Here is a 16,598-nt window from a genome sequence, read left to right as displayed (position 1 = left end):
ATGGCCGACGGCGCCGGCTCAGCCGTGGGGCGAGCGCCGCCGCGCCGGGTATCGCGCTTCGGCGCGCTTGCGCACCGCCCGCGCACGCTCGACCTCGGCGACGCCGATCGGCCGGGGCGAGGCCTCCTGCGTGAACGGCATCCGGCTGCGGATGTCGCCGTAATAGTCCGCGCCGCTCATCCCGAAGCCGCCGCCCGTGACCGGACCGTCCATGAGCGGCTCCCCGGCGCAGGCCGCCGTGGCGGAGCAAACGAGGAGGGCGGCGAGGATCAGGCGCATGCTGGAACTCGGGCAACCGGGATTCGGCCGTTTCAAGACCACGGCCATGACGAGGGCGTGTGCGCCGGGCGGATCGGCCGCTCGGCCCCGCCCCGATCTGCTCACGGGGCGGGGGAGCGTCCGATCTCACCAGCGGTCGAGCCGATACGCGACGCGGCTCGTGATGCACGGTGACGAGCCGCGGTTAGCAGGCCGTGCGCGTGCCTCGGGATCGATCGTCCCGGGCCGGGACCGTGCACGCACGACGAGCCCGCCACGACAGGGGGCCGGGCGGGCTCATGAGGATCAGGATTCGGATCGGAAGCGGTCAGAAGCCGCCACGCCCATAGCCGCGCGGACCGCCATAGCCGTGCGGCCGGCCATAGCCACGACCGTACCCGCGACCGTATCCGCGGCCGTAGCCGTAACCCCGCCCCCGGAAGCCCGGGCCGCCGTAGCCATGGCGGTGGCCGCCGAAACCGGGTCCGAAGCGGGGTCCGCCGTAGCCGTACTGAACCCGCTCCACGGCCGGGGCAGCCTCGGCGACGGCCCCGAGACCGATCTGGGCCGCGGCGGCCGGGAGGGGCGCGAGAAACAGGCTGGCTGCGAACAGGCCACCCGTCAGCGTCGGTATCTTGAACACGGATTCTCTCCTTGCCGAGGCCGCTGATGCGCGGCCCCGGCTTAGTGGCAACCCGATGGGCTCTCGGACCGTTCCTGACGGAGTGACCTGCAACGGCCTTCCTGCGGATGCGCCCCGCTCCCACGCGACAAACCCGGCTCGTCGGCGAACCGGCCGGACGGCGCGCGGCGTCCAGTGCGCGATGATCCTAGAACGCCCGTCGGTGCGGTGGCTCGTGGTCGCGCTCGCGGTCTTCGGCAGCACCCCCGCATTCGCCCGGGGCGTTCGAGCCGACAGGGCCCATCGCCGCGAAGGGATCCAGGCGCAGCCCTTCTTCTATCCGCGACCGCCGACCACGACGCTGCGCGCCCCGGACGACGGCATCATCCACTGGAACACCCCGAACAAGGACGGCAATCTCGGCGGCCCCGGAACGGGCGGCGGCGGAGGGGGTGGCGGCTAGGGCGCGCGCCGCCGGAGGGGATACCGGTCCGGCGCAGGCGAGAGGGTTGGATCCAGGACCTGGAGCCACCGGCGAACCGGCGAACCGGCGGTCTCGCGGCCGCGGCGTGCGTTCCATCCGCAGGACCGCGCCCGGCGCGCATCAGGCGGCGATCAATCAGCCGCCGCCATTGTCGCCGCCGCCGCCGCCGCCGGTCTGGGGAACGCCGCGCTCGGGCTGGCTGGCATTGCCGCCCGCCGCCGTGTCGGTCGTTATGGTCGCCGCCCCCGTCCCCGCCGGCGCGATGACGGCCGTGCTGCCCGGGCCGCCGTTCTTGGCCGCGTCCGGGACGACGACGGTTCCCGGCGGCGTGCCGGGCGCCACCGGCCGGGGCGGCCCGGGCTGCGTGATCGGGGCGGGAGCGGTACTGGTCTGGGCGAGGGACGGTGTTGTGGCAGTCAGCGCAAGGACAGCGAAGATGGCATGACGCATCATGGTCTCCTGGGCATCTCGGCCTGACGTGCGCGTCGCACGGGGCCGTCGTGCCAAAACGTACGATGGGAGCCAGGGTTTCCCGCCGATAGGCCCGCCGGCCGCGCCATCCGGCATCGGGCGGTCCGGGATCACGAACCGGCGCATCCGCCGGAGCCGGAGCGGCCACGAAGAAGCCTGCCGCGAGCGGGGCGAACCCCCTCGCGGCAGGCGGCCTCGCCCGGCGCCGGAGGCTACTTCCCGCTCGGGGCGGCGTAGCTGCCGGTGGTGCCGTTGCCGCCGCTGCTGCCGGCCGGCGCGCCGCGGGTGGTGTTCCGCACGAAGCTCGCACCCGGGTACTTCCGCTGCGTCCGCGCCATGCTGCCCCGGCGCCTGTGGTGGTGGCGCATCCGAACCTGGGTGAGCAGGGCGGACGGCGCGGCCAATCCGGCCCCGGGGCCTGCCGGGACGGCCGCGGCCGGTAGACTCAGGATGGCGAGGCCGGCACCGGCCAGCGCCGCGAGATAGGGGATGCGCATCGAGATTCCTCCTGCCGCGGCACCAACGGATCGCCCCGGCGCAGGGAGAAGTTCGCGAGCCGCCCTCCGGTTCACGGATCCTTCCGATCCGGAAAGGTTGCCGGCGGTCGGCGAGCGTTCGCCCGGACCTTGAGCCGCGTCCTCACGTTATGCTGTCGGCTCGGCAGACAGCGCGGCACGGATGATCGGGCGTTCCAAGACGACACTCATCGCCCTGGGCGTCATCGCCGGCGCCGCGATCGTCGCGGTGCTGGTCCATCTGCTGCTCGGCCTGCTCGCCCTCGACATCGCCGTCGCGAAGACCAGCACGGAGGATCGAGAGGCGGCACAGGCGCTGACGCAGCTCTTCGAAACCCGGCATCCGCGGGTCCGCATCCGGACGATCTACGAGCCGGATCGCCTCGGGGCAGCGGAGGCCCTCGACAGGGGCAAGACCCAGCTCGCCCTGGTGCGCAGCGATGCCGCCCCGAAGGACGGACAGACCCTGGTCATCCTGCGCCGCGACGCGGTCGTGTTCATCGCGCCCGGCGGCAGCGCCGTCGACAGCGTGGCCAAGCTCAAGGGCAGCACGGTCGGGCTCCTCGACGGACGCAAGCTCGATCCGCGGCTGCTCGACCTGATCCTGACCCATTTCGGCGTGCCTCCGGGAAGCGTCCATCGCCGGATCCTGAGCGTGGACCAGCTGACCGAGGCCGCCCGCACCCGGCAGATCGGTTCGCTGTTCGTCGTGGCGCCGGTCGGAAGCGCACTATGGCTGCCGCTGTTCACGGCGCTCCGCAAAGGCTCCGGGGCGGTGAAGCTGTTCGAGGTCGACGAGGCGGCGGCGATCGCCAAGGAACATCCCGTGCTCGACACGATCGACGTGCCCAAGGGCGCCTTCCTGGGTTCCCTGCCGGCGCCGGGCGACGACATCACCACCCTGTCGGTCAGCCACCGGCTCGTCGCCAGGGGCGCGATGCCCGATTGGCTCGCCGGCGAGATCACCCGCGAGGTGCTGACCGGCAAGCCGCGGCTGGTGGCGCTCGACGACGACCTGGCCGGCATCGAGGCGCCCGACACCGACGACAAGGTCCAGGCGCTCCCCATCCATCCGGGTGCCGCCGCCTACCTGACCGGCAACCAGCCGAGCCTGGCGGATCAGGCGCAGAATGGGGCCTACTGGCTCGGGCTGATGATCAGCGCGGCAGCCTCGCTGAGCGCGGCGGGCATCGGCCTGTATCGCCGCTTCCGGCCGCGGCGGCCGCCGACCCGGGTCATGCGCCTCCTGGAGATCTGGCTGTCCGTGTCGGGCGCCGAGCCCGCCGACCTCGAACGGCTGGAGCGGGAGGCCGACGCGCTCGCAGCCGATGCGATCCGGTCGGAGGCGCACGGGCGGACGGAGAGCGTCGAGATGCGCCTCGTCGCCCTGCTGGTCACGCATGTCCGCGAGGCCGTCCAGAGACGCAGGCGCGCGGCGCGGCAGACGTCGTAGCCTTCAACGGCCCGGATTCGAGGCCGGCACGGCGGCCGGTCCGGAGGTGGCGACGCACGAACCCGACGGACCCATATCGGCACCGCTGCCACAACCATGAAGCGCGGAAGGCAGTACTTCGACTGTGCTATGGAGCCGCGGCACTTGAGGTCATCCCAAAAGCCTATGCTGCACGAACAGGATTGTTGATCTCCGCGCTCGACAACGCGTGGTTCAGTCCCGTATGATGCTTGAACGTTGCCGGCACATTTTGCGCCGCCGGGCACGTTAGTCTCAGGAATTCCGCACACATGAAGCGCCGGAGCGCGCGGCCGTTCACGGTCGAAGTCAAGCATACCCGCACCTCCCGCGTCGCGCTGGTCGATACGACGGCGCGACACCGCGACAATCCCGATCTGTGGTGGGACATTCCGCCGGACACCGCCGACAAGCCGGCCGAGGCCGCGTTCGCGCCCGCCGCCCCTGTCGAGCCGGCGCCGCCCGAGACCCCGGCCCGGCGGGTGCTGCCGAGCCTCGTTCCGATGTTCGCGACGGCGAGCGAGCCCGACGCCGACGAGGCGGACGACGCCCCGTCGGTCGAGCGCCTGCCGCGGGTGCGCCGGGCCAAGGCCGTTTCGAAGCCGGCTTCGAAGGTGCCGTCCAAGCGTGCGCAGACGCCCGTGGTCACGGTGGCGCGGCCGGTTCTCGCCCCGGCGCCGGTCGCGGTCGTGAGCCAGCCGGCCGCGATGCCGACGCGCCCGGTCCGGCTTTCCCGGCAGGGCGACACCCTCAAGGCCGGCGAGCGCTGGAAGCGGCGGTTGCCGCGCAATCTCTGGTGATCGGATCCGAGGCCGCCCCGCGGTAACGCCGCGGAGCTCGATGGGCCGTGCGGCTTCTCTCCCCGGTTGCGACCCTTTTTGCAGACGGCTGCGGGGCCGAGCAGCCGTCCGTCCCCCCTCAGATGCCGACGCTGGCCGCGCCCGCCTCCGCGGCCTGGCTGACGGTCGCGCCGTTCCGGAGCGCCATCGCGATCGCGGTCGAGGCCGTGTCGACGGCCTCCGCACGGTCCTCACCGTAATCGTACATGCTGTTGGCCTGCGACCCGAGCCGGGCGTGAAAATTATCCGGAAAGTTCTTGTCCATCCGCTGCTTCAGCAGGTTGGTCGCCGCATGATAATCACTTTCGAACCCGGATGACTGATAAGCCGGCGCGGCATCGTAGGTCCCGCCCTCCTTGTCGGCAGCAGCTTTGCGGTTCTTGTGGTCGATCGTCTGCGAGAACAGGAAGCCGATAACCTTGGCCATAAGCCATCTGAAGGCGTTCATGTCGGTCCTCGACGAGAGCAGCGGCGGAATCTCTTCAGGTCTGTACCACGCATTGTCCCGGCGCCGCGGCTTTCTTGGCCGCGATGACCTTTTGCCCGGCCGCGAACCGCTCCGGGCGGCCCGTCACCATCGCTCCTCGGCGATGAGCGCCCCGCTTTCATCGAAGATGCCCCGCCAGCCCTTGTCGAGCAGGCGGACCGTCACGCGGGTCTGATCCGCCTCCGCGCCCGAGCCGGGCTTGATGCGAGCCTCGACCTGGCCGAGGCGTTCCTGCTGCTTGAGGACGGCCATGGTGACGCCCAGGCGCGACGCCAGCTCGCGGGGATCGACGATCCAATCGCCTTTGTGACCGAGATCGAGCCGCACGGCGCGAATCCTTTATCCCTACGGGTGCCCTAACGGAGCCGGCCGGCATCGACGCCACCGTCTAACTTTAGCGGGGCGCTGGCTCCTCCGGACAACGACGGTGCGGATCAGAAGGCGTGCGCCGTGCCGCGCCGCTTGCGCGGTGTCCTGTGGTGAGATCGGGCCGGATGGCGCCGGACCCGGACCCGGGGCGGCGGCGCTGCCTGCGGTACCATCACCGGGACGCCGTCATGCTCCGCGATGACTTCGCGCGCATGCGCGACGCTCATGTCGCAGGCACTGGTCATGCCCTGGAGCGCGCCGAGGGCGCGATTGTATTCGGGGAGGTTGGTGCACCCGGGAATGCCCCAGGCACGGGCCGGGGCGGGCGCCACCAGGACCGTCGTCACCAGCGCCAGGAGGGCGGCGCGCGGGGCGAGCGTCAGGACGATCCCGTCCCGATGGATGAGCAGGCGCATCAGAATCTCCCGACCGGCACCAGGGTCAACCCGCATCGGCCCGCTTGGTGCGGTGCGGAGGGGGTCGCGGTTGCGGGACGGCGCAGGCCCGGATCGATGCCCCGGGCCGGCTTGCAAGTGAGGATCCGGCGCGACCGCGAAAAGCGCCCGCGCCGGATCGTGGTGTTTAGGTCTGGAGCCGGCTTAGAAGTCCATGCCGCCCATGCCGCCGCCGCCCGGCATGGCCGGGGCTTCCTTGCGCGGCAGCTCGGAGATCATCGCCTCGGTGGTGACCAGCAGGCCGGCGACGGAAGCCGCGCCCTGGAGCGCCGCCCGGACGACCTTGGACGGATCGACGATGCCGGCCTGGAGCATGTCGACATACTCCTCGGTCTGCGCGTTGAAGCCGTAGGTCTCCGAGGCGTTGGCCAGGATGTTGCCGACCACGATCGAGCCTTCCACGCCCGAGTTCTGGGCGATCTGACGGATCGGGGCCTCGAGCGCCTTCAGCACGATCTTGATGCCGGCCAAGACGTCGGGGTTGTCGCTGGTCAGACCCTGGGCGGCCTTCTTGGCGCGCAGCAGCGCGGTGCCGCCGCCCGGGACGATGCCTTCCTCGACGGCCGCGCGGGTGGCGTGGAGGGCGTCGTCGACGCGGTCCTTCTTCTCCTTGACCTCGACCTCGGTCGAGCCGCCGACGCGGATCACCGCGACGCCGCCCGCGAGCTTGGCCAGGCGCTCCTGCAGCTTCTCCCGGTCGTAGTCCGAGGTGGTCTCCTCGACCTGCGCCTTGATCTGCGAGATGCGGGCCTCGATGTCCGACTTCTCGCCGGACCCGTCGATGATCGTGGTGTTCTCCTTGTCGATCCGCACCCGCTTGGCCCGGCCGAGCATGTCGAGCGTCACGTTCTCGAGCTTGATGCCGAGGTCCTCGGCGATCATCTGGCCCTTGGTCAGGATCGCGATGTCCTCGAGCATCGCCTTGCGGCGATCGCCGAAGCCCGGCGCCTTCACGGCCGCGACCTTCAGGCCGCCGCGCAGCTTGTTCACCACGAGGGTGGCCAGCGCCTCGCCCTCGATGTCCTCGGCGATGATCAGCAGCGGCTTGCCGGTCTGGACCACGGCCTCGAGCACCGGAAGCATCGCCTGCAGCGACGACAGCTTCTTCTCGTGGATCAGGATGTAGGGATCCTCGAGTTCGGCGATCATCTTCTCCGCGTTCGTGATGAAGTACGGGGACAGGTAACCGCGGTCGAACTGCATGCCCTCGACGACGTCGAGCTCGGTCTCGGCCGTCTTGGCCTCCTCGACCGTGATCACGCCCTCGTTGCCCACCTTCTGCATGGCGTGGGCGATCATCTCGCCGATCTCCTTGTCGCCGTTGGCGGAGATCGTGCCGACCTGGGCGATCTCCTCCGAGGAGGCGACCTTGCGGGAGCGCTCGCTGATGTCCTTCACGACCGCGGCGACCGCGAGGTCGATGCCGCGCTTGAGGTCCATCGGGTTCATGCCGGCGGCGACGTACTTCACGCCTTCGCGGACGATGGAGGCGGCCAGCACGGTGGCGGTGGTGGTGCCGTCACCCGCGATGTCGCTCGACTTCGAGGCCACTTCGCGCACCATCTGGGCGCCCATGTTCTCGAACTTGTCGGCGAGCTCGATCTCCTTGGCGACGGTGACGCCGTCCTTGGTGATGCGCGGGGCGCCGAAGCTCTTCTCGATCACGACGTTGCGGCCCTTGGGACCCAGCGTCACCTTCACGGCGCTGGCGAGCAGCTCGACGCCGCGCAGCATCTTCTCGCGGGCATCGACGGAAAAACGGACGTCTTTGGCTGACATGGACGATCTCTTCTGTTGTCGTTCGGCCCCGAGGCGCGCCGGAGCGGGCGCCTCGAAGGGCTTGAGGAGCTTTGGGCTGGGCGGACGCCCTTAGGCGACGACGCCCATGATGTCGGATTCCTTCATGATCAGAAGGTCCTGGCCGTCGATCTTGACCTCGGTGCCGGACCACTTGCCGAACAGCACGCGATCACCGGGCTTCACCTCCAGGGGATTGATCTTGCCGGCCTCGTCCCGGGCACCGGGTCCGACGGCGACGACCTCGCCCTCCTGGGGCTTCTCCTTGACGGTGTCGGGGATGATGATCCCGCCCTTGGTCTTCTCCTCGCCCTCGATGCGGCGTAGCACCACGCGGTCGTGCAGCGGGCGAAACTTCATGTGTGGCATCCTGGTCGTCCCGCCTCCGGGTCTCGCGTCGGCATGACGGAGCCCGTACGGGAAAGGCGGCAGCGGACCGAATCATCCGCGCCGGGTCGGGACCTCTTAGCACTCAATCGGCGAGAGTGCTAACGCTCTTCGAAGCCGACGGGCCCGATCGCGACCCGCCGGAGCGGCCCGGATCCGGACGGGCGGCCTGAATATTGAAGGTCGTGCACCAAAACAACATCGCAAGAACCCGCGATTTCACGGGCACGCCGGACCGTTTTTCTCGGCAGCCTCTTTCGGGATTGTGATTATCCCGGCAATGCGCTAGAGAACGCATATCGATTTGAGGCCAGATATTCGGCCGTCTCGCCACAACAGGGCGAGCGCTCTGCATCTCTCCCATTTTCGACGACTCGCGGATGAGCGCATGCACGGCGTGCGCTCGACCCATTCGATCGTCCAGCGTTCGCTGCCCGTGCAGCGCATCGGCAGCAAACCCTGGATCTTTGTTACCGTATGATGATTTTGATCGGCCGGAATGCTGGTCGATCGCATCATGCTCTAAAGCAGTTGGAATATTTATGACCATCGGCACCGTTAAGTGGTTCAACGAGACCAAGGGCTTCGGCTTCATCCAGCCTGACGACGGCGGCAAGGACGTGTTCGTGCACATCTCGGCTGTCGAGCGCGCCGGCATGCGCAACCTGATCGAGGGCCAGAAGCTCTCCTTCGAGCTGGAAACCGACCGTCGCAGCGGCAAGCAGTCCGCCGGCAGCCTCCAGGCCGCCTGAACCGAGCGCCTCACCCTGAGGACGCGTTTCGAAGCCGTTCCCTGTGTGGAGCGGCTTCTTCTGTTTCTGGACCGGCATCCGCGATGCCGTTTCGGGCTCTTGATCGGGCATCATCGGTCTCCGAAACCCTTTCGGGATGATGCTCTCGCCACCGGCGCTGCGAAGCGCGCGAGGAGTATCCGTGGGTCAATTCAAAGAAACGCAGCTGTCCGATCGTCTCGAGGCCGGCGCGAAGGCCAAGGAAGAGCGGCTGGCCCAGTTCCGGGCACGCCCCCCGGCCGACGATCCGGCCGTCCTCGCCCGGCAGGCCGAGCGCCAGGCCGTCGTCGAGGCCCGCGAGGTGCGGGTGAGCGAGCGGGAGGCCGCCCGCGCCGCCGCCGACGCGGTCCGTGCCGCCGAAGCCCTCGCCGAACAGGAGCGCGCGGCGGCCGAGATCGTCCGTCAGGCCGCCGAGAAGGTCGAGCGCCAAGCCGCCCTCGCCGCCGAGCAGAAGGCGACCCGCGACGCCCGCTTCGCCGCCCGCAAGGCCAAGGTGAAGCGGTAACACGGCGCTCTTTTCGAAAGCCGTTCGTCCAAGCTTTCCACCTTGATCACCCCGTCATTCCGGAATCGTCTGCGGCGCTCCGAAATGACGGGAGTGGCGTCCTGGGCAGCCGCGCAGATCTCGATCCTTCCGAGAAACGGCACATCCTGTTCGGTCACGCGCCGCCCGTCTCGTCCGACGCAAAAAACCGGTTCGGCGGGCGCGGCAGGCCGAGATGGTCGCGCAGGGTCGTGCCGGCATAGTCGCGCCGGAACAGGCCGCGCCTTTGCAGTTCCGGCACGAGCCGGTCGACCACGTCGTCGAGCCCTTCGGGCACGAACGGGAACATGACGTTGAAGCCGTCGCAGCCGCGGCTCTCCAGCCATTCCTCCATCCGGTCCGCAACCTGCGCCGGCGTCCCGACGAAATGGAGCCCGGCATAGGCGCCGACCCTGCGGGCGAGGTCGCGCACCGTGGCGCCGGTCCGGCGGGCCTCGCCGAGGATCTGAGCCTGGCTGGTCTTGCTGGCGTTGGTCTCGGGGATCTCGGGCAGGGGCGCGTCGAGATCGAAGCCGGAGGCGTCGACCCCGAGCCGCACCGACAGGTTGGCGAGCCCGCTGTCGGGATGGACCAGATCGTCGAGGCGCGCCCGCTTCGCCTGCGCCTCGGCCTCGGTCTCGCCCAGGATCACCAGGGCGCCGGGCAGGATCTTCAGGTGGTCGGGATCGCGCCCGAGCGCCGGCATCCGGCCCTTCACGTCGGCGTAGTAGGCCTGCGCGGCCTCCAGGGTGGAACTCGCGCCGAACACCATCTCGGCGGTCTCGGCCGCGATCTGCCGTCCCGCCTCCGAGGCGCCGGCCTGGACGATCACCGGCCAGCCCTGCACCGGCCGGGCGATGTTGAGCGGGCCCTTCACCTTCAGGAACTCGCCCGCGTGGTCGAGGACGTGCAGCTTGTCGGGATCGAAGAACAGGCCGCTCTCCGGATCCATCAGGAAAGCGTCGTCGGCCCAGGAATCCCACAGGCCGGTGACCACGGCGTAGAACTCGCGCGCCCGGGCGTAGCGCACCGCGTGGTCGAGATGCGCGTCGCGGCCGAAATTCAGCGCCTCGTCCGGGTTGCCCGAGGTGACGAGGTTCCAGCCGGCCCGGCCCTTCGAGATGTGGTCGAGGGAGGCGAACTTCCGGGCCACATGGTAGGGCTCGTTGTAGGTGGTCGATGCCGTGGCGATCAGCCCGATCCGCGACGTGAGCGCGGCGAGCGCCGGCAGCAGCGTCAGCGGATCGAACGAGGTCACGGTGGCCGAGCGGCGCAGGGCCGCCATCGGCATGTTCATCACCGCCAGATGGTCGGCCATGAAGAAGGCGTCGAACTTCGCGGCCTCCAGCCGCCGGGCGAACTGCGTCAGGTGCTCGAAGTTGAAGTTCGCGTCCGGGTAGCCGCCGGGATAGCGCCACCAGGCCGTGTGGATCCCCACCGGGCGCATGAACGCGCCGAGATGCAGCTGGCGGTCTCGACTCATGGTTGCGCTCCGCAGGGATTCACGGGTGCTTGTGGATCGGATCGACCCAGTGGACGGATTCGGGCCGCTCCACCGGCTCGACATCCGGGATGTTGACCACCACGGCCTCGTTGTCCGAGCGCACCAGCACGCAGTGCAGGGGCTCGTCCGTGGAGGCGTTGATCTCCTGGTGCGGCACGAAAGGCGGCACGAAGATGAAATCCCCCGGCCCGGCCTCGGCCACATATTCGAGCCGCTCGCCCCAGCGCATCCGGGCGCGGCCGGAGACCACGTAGATCACGCTCTCCAGGGCGCCGTGATGGTGAACGCCGGTCTTGGCGTCGGGCTGGATCGCCACCGTGCCGGCCCAGATCTTCTGGGCGCCGACCCGGGCGGCGTTGACCGCCGCCTGCCGGAACATGCCGGGGGTCTGCGCGGTGTTGCTGTCGAGTTGGTCGCCCGGGATCACCCGCACGCCGTCATGCTTCCAGCGCGCCGCCTCGGGTGCCCCCTCCCCGGCCCCGTGATCGTGGGCGAGATGATCATGGGCGTGATGATCGTGGGTATGGCCGTCGCCGCTGTCGTGCATTGTCAGGACCTCTGATCCGGGGGCGTGCCCATCATTGCACCGCCGCCGGGGCTTCGGACAGAGCTTGGGAAAACCCCGTGTCGAAGATCGCCGCCGCCTGCGGGGCGCGGGCCTTCGGGATCAGGCCGGCGCGGACGTAGAGGTCGATGGTGCGCTGCTCGTCGGCGATCACGTCGGCATCGATCGGCCCGGTCCGGTAGCCAGCCCGGCTGAACCAGCGCAAAGGCACCGCCTCCGGCAGCCCGATCAGCTTCGACCAGACCGCCGCGTAGGGCGCCGGGTCCTTGAGCGCCCAGGCCCGGGCCTTCGCGAGGCGCGCGGCGAAATCGGCCAGTAGCGGCCGCTTGGCCGCCAGGGCGCTGTCGCGCGCCACCGTGAAGGTCAGGCCCGGGGTTATGCCGTTGCCGTCCCGGACCACCCGCGCCAGGCCGGCGAGTTCGGCGGTCGAGGTGTAGGGCTCCCAGGTCGCCCAGGCATCCACGGATCCGGACGCGAGGGCGATCTTGGCGTCCGCCGGCGGCAGGAAGCTGAATACGACGCCGTCGAACGGCAGCCCCGCCTCCTCCAGGGCCGCCAGCACGACCTGGTGGCCGATCGAGCCGCGGTTGGTGGCGATGCGCTTGCCCTTGAGATCCGCCACGCTGCGGATCGGCGAATCCGGCGTCACCAGGATCGCCAGCCCGTCCTGCCGGTTGCGGAACGCCATGAACGCCTTCACCGGCGCCCCGGCGGCGGCCGCGAAGGTGAAGGGCGCGTCGCCGACCCCGCCGGCATCGATCGCTCCGGCATTGAGCGCCTCCAGTAGGGGTGCGGCGGCCGGGAACTCGCTCCATTCCAGCCGGTAGGGCAGGCCGTCGAGGAAGCCGGCCGCCTCCATCAGGGCGCGGGCGTTGCCGCGCTGGTCGCCCATCCGCAGCACGTCTTCCGCCCGGGCCGGCCCGACGGCCAGCAGGGCGAGAACCAAGAAAAACGCGGCGCGCATCAGGCGGCCTCGGCGGCGCGGCCGCGGGCCGCAAGCGCCGCCTTGAAGGCCGGCAGCAGGTCCCGGCCGTACTGGATCGCGTCCTCCAGCGGATCGAAGCCGCGGATCAGGAAGGTGCGCACCCCGAGGTCGTGATAATCGAGCAGCGCCTCGGCCACCTGCTCGGGCGTCCCCACCAGGGCCGTGGAATTGCCCGCCGCCCCGGTCTCGGCCGCGATGGCGGTGAACAGCCGCTTGTCGAGGCGCGAGCCGGCGGCGGCCGCCGCCAGCAACCGGCGCGAGCCCTCGTTCTGCGGCGCGGCGGCCGCGCCGAGGCCCCTGGCCGCCCGGGCGGCGCGGGTCCGGGCCAAGATATCCTCCGCCCGGGCCCAGGCCCGCGCCTCGGTCTCGGCCAGGATCGGCCGGACCGACAGGCTGAAGCGGGGCTTGCGCCCATGCGGCGCGGCGGCGTCTCGGACGCGCCCGATCAGCTCCCGGACCTGGGCCTGGGTTTCGCCCCACAGGGCGTAGGTGTCGGCGTGGCGGCCGGCCACCGCCAGAGCCGCCGGCGAGGCCCCGCCGAAATAGACCGGGATGGCATCGACCGGCTTCACCTCGGAGAAGCCGCGCTCGACCCGGTAGAACGTGCCCGCGTAGTCGAACGGCGCGGTGGCGGTCCAGCTCTGGCGGGCGATGTCCAGGAATTCCTGGGTGCGGGCGTAGCGTTCGTCCTTGGTGAGGTGGTCGCCGTCCTGGGCGAGTTCCCGGTCGTCGCCGCCGCTGATCACGTGGATCGCGACCCGGCCGCCGGTGAGCTGGTCCAGCGTCGCGAATTGCCGGGCCGCCACGGTCGGCGCCGTGAAGCCGGTGCGGTGGGCGATCATCAGCCCCAGCCGCTCGGTGACGGCGGCGACCTGGGCGGCGAGCAACAGGGCGTCCGGCGCCGTCGCATGGAACGCCACCAGCACCCGGTCGAACCCGCCCCATTCATGCGCCTGGGCCAGGAGCTTCAGGTAGTCCCGGTCGATGGACGGACCCTCGGCCGGGTGAATCTCGGAGGTATGGCGGGGGGCGACGAAGCCGATGAACTCGACGGCCTCCGGGGGCAGCAGGCTCATGATGAAACTCCTTGTCGAGGGACGGGTCAGATCCCGAGGGCGGCCTTGCCGGCGGCGATGCGCACCGCGTCGGCCAGCGGATGCGCGCGCACGGGACGGCGCGCTGGTGCCGCTCCAGCGGGTGCGCCCGCGTCCGGGTCGCGTTTCCGCAGTTGCCTCCGACGCGCTGGACCACCGCGATCGCGTTCTCGGTGATGGCGGGCTTCACGAATCCGGTCATGGCAAAGCGAGACGTACGCGGCGGTGGGATCCGACGGCAGGATCGCGATGGTCCGCTCGGAACTCCGCAGCGTCAACGAAACCGTTTTTCGAATATCGCGCTGCCGCAGGACGAGACTTCGCCTTGACCGGGGGATGACGAGAAGAAGCTGACCGTCGGCTCACGGATCAGAGGCGATCTTTGTTTTCGAGCGAGGGGCCATCCCGCGATGGATCGCGAGGGTACGGCACACCGCCCTGGGTTTCGCCCCGTATTCCGACACGCAAAAAGACCGGCCGGACCTTTCAGGGTCCGGCCGGTCTTCGTTCTGGAACCTCGCCCCTGCGGGCCGGCTCAGTGCCGCGGCAGGCTGTGCAGCGCCTTCAGGAACACGTCGACGTCGGACTTGGTGTTGTAGAAGGCCAGCGACGCCCGCACCGATTGGTCGACCCCGAACCGGCGCAGGGCCGGCAGGGCGCAGTGATGGCCCGAACGCACCGCGATGCCGTGCGCGTCGAGATGGTGGGCCACCGCCTCGTTCTCCTGCCCCTCGATCACGAAGGACATCACGCTCGCCTTCTCGCGGGCCGTGCCGATCAGGCGCAGACCCTTCACCTCGGCGAGACCGCCCTGCGCATACTCCAGCAGGTCGTGCTCGTAGGCGGCGATCGCCGGCAGGCCGATCCGCTCCAGATAGTCGAGCGCCGCACCGAGGCCGACGGCACCGGCGATGTCCGGCGTCCCCGCCTCGAACTTCTCCGGCGCACCCTTGTAGACGGTCCGGGTGAAGGTGACGTCCTCGATCATGTGCCCGCCGCCCTGCCAGGGCGGCATCGCCGCGAGCAGGTGCGTCTTGCCGTAGAGCGCCCCCACCCCCGTCGGCCCGAACACCTTGTGGCCGGAGAAGACCAGGAAGTCGGCGTCGAGCGACTGCACGTCGAGCGGCATGTGCGGCGAGGATTGCGCCGCATCGACCAGCACCGGCACCCCGTAGGCGTGGGCCAGCGCGATGATCTCCCGCAGCGGGTTCACGGTGCCCAGCGCGTTGGCCACATGGGTCACCGAGACGATCTTCGTGCGGCCCGAGAGCAGGGCCGCGTATTGCTCGAAGATGATCTCGCCCCGGTCGTTGACCGGGATCACCCGCAGCGTCGCCCCGGTCGCCTGGGACAGGAGCTGCCACGGCACGATGTTGGCGTGGTGCTCGATCGTCGAGACGATGATCTCGTCGCCCGGGCCGATATTGGCCCGCCCGAAGGAATCGGCGACGAGGTTGATCGCCTCCGTGGTGCCGCGCAGGAAGACGATGTCGTCCTTCGATGGGGCGTTGAGGAAGCGGCGCACCGCCTCGCGGCCGCCCTCGAACAGGTCCGTGGAGCGCGCCGCCAGGGTGTGGGCGGCCCGGTGGATGTTCGAGTTGTGCCGCCCGTAGAATTCCGAGGTCGCGTCGATCACGGCCTGCGGCTTGTGGGTGGTGGCGGCGTTGTCGAGCCAGACCAGCGGGTGGCCGTTGACGCTCTGGTGCAGGGCCGGGAAGTCCCGGCGGACATGCTCCACGTCGAACGGTGCCGCCGCCGGGCTCGATCCCTGCGCCGTCAGCCGCGGCGCCGGACCCGGATAGCGGGCGGGCTCGACCCGGGGGCTCGCCGGCGCCTTGCGGGCCGGGCCGGGACCGGCGTTCAGGAAGTAGTAGTCGGACACCGGAGCCTCGGGCGCCCGGGACAGGTGCCCGGTCCGCGCGAAGCTTTCCTGAGCGACATCGACGCCCGGCCGGGACGGGTCGGCCGGCACCAGCTGCGGCGCGACCGCGTGCGCGAAGGCATTGGCGCGGGGATGATCCCCTGCCACCTGACGGTGCAGGTCGGCACCGCCCGGGAACGCAAGCGGCGCGCTCGGGAGCCCGAAATCCGGCAGGACCGGACGCGGGCTCGCCGGATGGACCGGCGGGATCGCGGCGGTGTCGAAGAAGGCCGGGCTCGCGGGGGCGAGGTTCGGCAAGGTCGGGCCGCTGAGGCCCGGCACGCCGAGGGCGGGCCCGCCGAACGAGCGGGCCGCCAGCGCCGAGGCATCCGGGTGCAGACCGGAGGGTTGCCCCCCGGTCTGCACCAAGGGGATTCCCATGGCCGCGCTCGGCACCGGGGCGCCGCCCGGTCCCTGAGGCAGCCCTTCGAGGGCCTGCGGGATCTGGGGTCCCGCGGGCAGCGTCGGGGCGAGGGGCTGGCTCGCGGCCTGCCCCTGCTGGTAGATCTCACGGGCGAGGCGCCCGATCAGATCGCTGTGGGCGAGCTCGGCCGGGCTCGCCTCCGGTCGACCGAAGGCCAGTCCCTCAGGCATAGTCATGGTAGTTGCCGAGGAGGACGTTATCGAGGCGGGCGATCGCGTCCTCGACCAGCACGGCGGCCGAGAAGTAGCGGGTCACCAGGTGCGAGGCGATCGAGTGGTCGTTGGTGCCCATGTAGCGCACCGACAGGCCGGGCTCGATCTCGCCGGTCACGCCCGACTTCTGCAGGCCGACCACGCCCTGCTCGCCCTCGCCGACGCGCAGCAGCAGGATCGAGGTGGTCTCGGCGCCGGTGACCGGATCGATGTCGATCGGCAGCTTGTCGCTCGGCACCAGCGGGACGCCGCGCCAGGTGATGAACGGCGCGCCGAACAGGTGGACGACGACCGGCGGCACGCCGCGGCGGGTGGCCTCCCGGCCGAAGGCCGCGATGGCGCGCGGATGCGCGACGAAGAAGGCCGGCTTCTTCCAGACCAGGGTCAGCAGCTCGTCGAGATCGTCCGGGGTGGGCGGGCCGCC

The 16,598-nt window shown here is 70.4% G+C and carries 19 protein-coding genes and 1 pseudogene; 5 read left to right on the top strand and 15 right to left on the bottom strand.

Features of this window, described 5'->3' with window-relative positions:
* Positions 1–18: 18 nt before the first annotated feature.
* The gene (locus tag FV233_RS12400; protein ID WP_147897658.1) at positions 19–279 is read right to left on the bottom strand and encodes a hypothetical protein; all 261 of its coding nucleotides are present in this window, start codon (positions 277–279) and stop codon (positions 19–21) included.
* A gap of 307 nt (positions 280–586) precedes the next feature.
* A complete protein-coding gene (locus FV233_RS12395; protein WP_147857769.1) occupies positions 587–901 on the bottom strand; it encodes a hypothetical protein in 315 nt (104 codons plus the stop codon).
* 181 nt (positions 902–1,082) lie between these two features.
* On the opposite strand from FV233_RS12395, the gene FV233_RS12390 reads away from it, so the two are divergent.
* Positions 1,083–1,343 (top strand): hypothetical protein, encoded by a 261-nt coding sequence (locus FV233_RS12390; protein WP_147897657.1) that lies wholly within the window; start codon positions 1,083–1,085, stop codon positions 1,341–1,343.
* Between the two features lie 156 nt (positions 1,344–1,499).
* Here FV233_RS12390 and FV233_RS12385 read toward each other — a convergent pair whose 3' ends face one another.
* Positions 1,500–1,814, bottom strand: coding sequence for a hypothetical protein (locus tag FV233_RS12385; RefSeq protein WP_147897656.1), 315 nt, complete (start codon positions 1,812–1,814; stop codon positions 1,500–1,502).
* A 233-nt stretch (positions 1,815–2,047) separates the two neighbouring features.
* Positions 2,048–2,332: a hypothetical protein gene (locus FV233_RS12380; protein WP_147897655.1), complete on the bottom strand. Its 285-nt coding sequence runs from the start codon at positions 2,330–2,332 to the stop codon at positions 2,048–2,050.
* A gap of 181 nt (positions 2,333–2,513) precedes the next feature.
* Here FV233_RS12380 and FV233_RS12375 point away from each other — a divergent pair, with 181 nt between their 5' ends.
* Together FV233_RS12375 and FV233_RS12370 are read left to right on the top strand one after the other, a co-directional pair.
* Positions 2,514–3,803, top strand: coding sequence for a TAXI family TRAP transporter solute-binding subunit (locus FV233_RS12375; RefSeq protein ID WP_147857383.1), 1,290 nt, complete (start codon positions 2,514–2,516; stop codon positions 3,801–3,803).
* A 290-nt stretch (positions 3,804–4,093) separates the two neighbouring features.
* Positions 4,094–4,621 (top strand): hypothetical protein, encoded by a 528-nt coding sequence (locus FV233_RS12370; protein WP_147897654.1) that lies wholly within the window; start codon positions 4,094–4,096, stop codon positions 4,619–4,621.
* A 118-nt stretch (positions 4,622–4,739) separates the two neighbouring features.
* Here the strand turns inward: FV233_RS12370 and FV233_RS12365 are convergent, their stop codons facing one another.
* From FV233_RS12365 to groES, 5 genes are all read right to left on the bottom strand, one after another.
* Complete coding sequence (locus FV233_RS12365; protein ID WP_147856340.1) at positions 4,740–5,108, bottom strand: hypothetical protein; 369 nt, start codon at positions 5,106–5,108, stop codon at positions 4,740–4,742.
* 123 nt (positions 5,109–5,231) lie between these two features.
* A complete protein-coding gene (locus tag FV233_RS12360; RefSeq protein ID WP_147856339.1) occupies positions 5,232–5,474 on the bottom strand; it encodes a DUF6522 family protein in 243 nt (80 codons plus the stop codon).
* 107 nt (positions 5,475–5,581) lie between these two features.
* Complete coding sequence (locus FV233_RS12355) at positions 5,582–5,932, bottom strand: hypothetical protein (RefSeq protein WP_238261418.1); 351 nt, start codon at positions 5,930–5,932, stop codon at positions 5,582–5,584.
* A 183-nt stretch (positions 5,933–6,115) separates the two neighbouring features.
* Positions 6,116–7,750, bottom strand: a complete 1,635-nt coding sequence (groL, locus tag FV233_RS12350; RefSeq protein ID WP_147897653.1) for a chaperonin GroEL — start codon at positions 7,748–7,750, stop codon at positions 6,116–6,118.
* Between the two features lie 90 nt (positions 7,751–7,840).
* Entirely contained in the window at positions 7,841–8,128 is a 288-nt protein-coding gene (groES, locus tag FV233_RS12345; RefSeq protein WP_007565402.1) for a co-chaperone GroES, read from the bottom strand.
* Positions 8,129–8,697: 569 nt separating this feature from the next.
* Here groES and FV233_RS12340 point away from each other — a divergent pair.
* Both FV233_RS12340 and FV233_RS12335 read left to right on the top strand, forming a co-directional pair.
* A complete protein-coding gene (locus FV233_RS12340; RefSeq protein WP_147856337.1) occupies positions 8,698–8,907 on the top strand; it encodes a cold-shock protein in 210 nt (69 codons plus the stop codon).
* Positions 8,908–9,088: 181 nt separating this feature from the next.
* Positions 9,089–9,451 carry a DUF6481 family protein gene (locus tag FV233_RS12335; protein WP_187278098.1) on the top strand — a complete coding sequence of 121 codons (363 nt, stop codon included), beginning with the start codon at positions 9,089–9,091 and terminating at the stop codon, positions 9,449–9,451.
* Between the two features lie 154 nt (positions 9,452–9,605).
* Here the strand turns inward: FV233_RS12335 and FV233_RS12330 are convergent, their stop codons facing one another.
* The 6 genes and pseudogenes from FV233_RS12330 to FV233_RS12305 all read right to left on the bottom strand — a co-directional run.
* The gene (locus FV233_RS12330; protein ID WP_147897652.1) at positions 9,606–10,952 is read right to left on the bottom strand and encodes an LLM class flavin-dependent oxidoreductase; all 1,347 of its coding nucleotides are present in this window, start codon (positions 10,950–10,952) and stop codon (positions 9,606–9,608) included.
* A gap of 19 nt (positions 10,953–10,971) precedes the next feature.
* Positions 10,972–11,520 carry a cupin domain-containing protein gene (locus FV233_RS12325; RefSeq protein WP_147897651.1) on the bottom strand — a complete coding sequence of 183 codons (549 nt, stop codon included), beginning with the start codon at positions 11,518–11,520 and terminating at the stop codon, positions 10,972–10,974.
* Between the two features lie 31 nt (positions 11,521–11,551).
* Entirely contained in the window at positions 11,552–12,502 is a 951-nt protein-coding gene (locus tag FV233_RS12320; RefSeq protein ID WP_147897650.1) for an ABC transporter substrate-binding protein, read from the bottom strand.
* Positions 12,502–13,599 (bottom strand): LLM class flavin-dependent oxidoreductase, encoded by a 1,098-nt coding sequence (locus FV233_RS12315; protein ID WP_147897649.1) that lies wholly within the window; start codon positions 13,597–13,599, stop codon positions 12,502–12,504. Before FV233_RS12315 ends, FV233_RS12320 begins: the two co-directional genes overlap by 1 nt.
* A gap of 553 nt (positions 13,600–14,152) precedes the next feature.
* On the bottom strand, positions 14,153–16,138 hold the full coding sequence (locus FV233_RS12310) for a family 2A encapsulin nanocompartment cargo protein cysteine desulfurase (RefSeq protein WP_147897648.1): 1,986 nt from the start codon (positions 16,136–16,138) through the stop codon (positions 14,153–14,155).
* Positions 16,125–16,598: pseudogene (locus FV233_RS12305) on the bottom strand (cyclic nucleotide-binding domain-containing protein); the annotation flags it as partial. The gene FV233_RS12310 and the pseudogene FV233_RS12305, both read right to left, overlap by 14 nt.

Source organism: Methylobacterium sp. WL7 (genome assembly GCF_008040085.1).
Taxonomy (GTDB): Bacteria; Pseudomonadota; Alphaproteobacteria; order Rhizobiales; family Beijerinckiaceae; genus Methylobacterium; species Methylobacterium mesophilicum.
The sequence above is the reverse complement of the archived record's forward strand: the minus strand, read 5'-3'. Positions and strand labels throughout refer to the sequence as shown.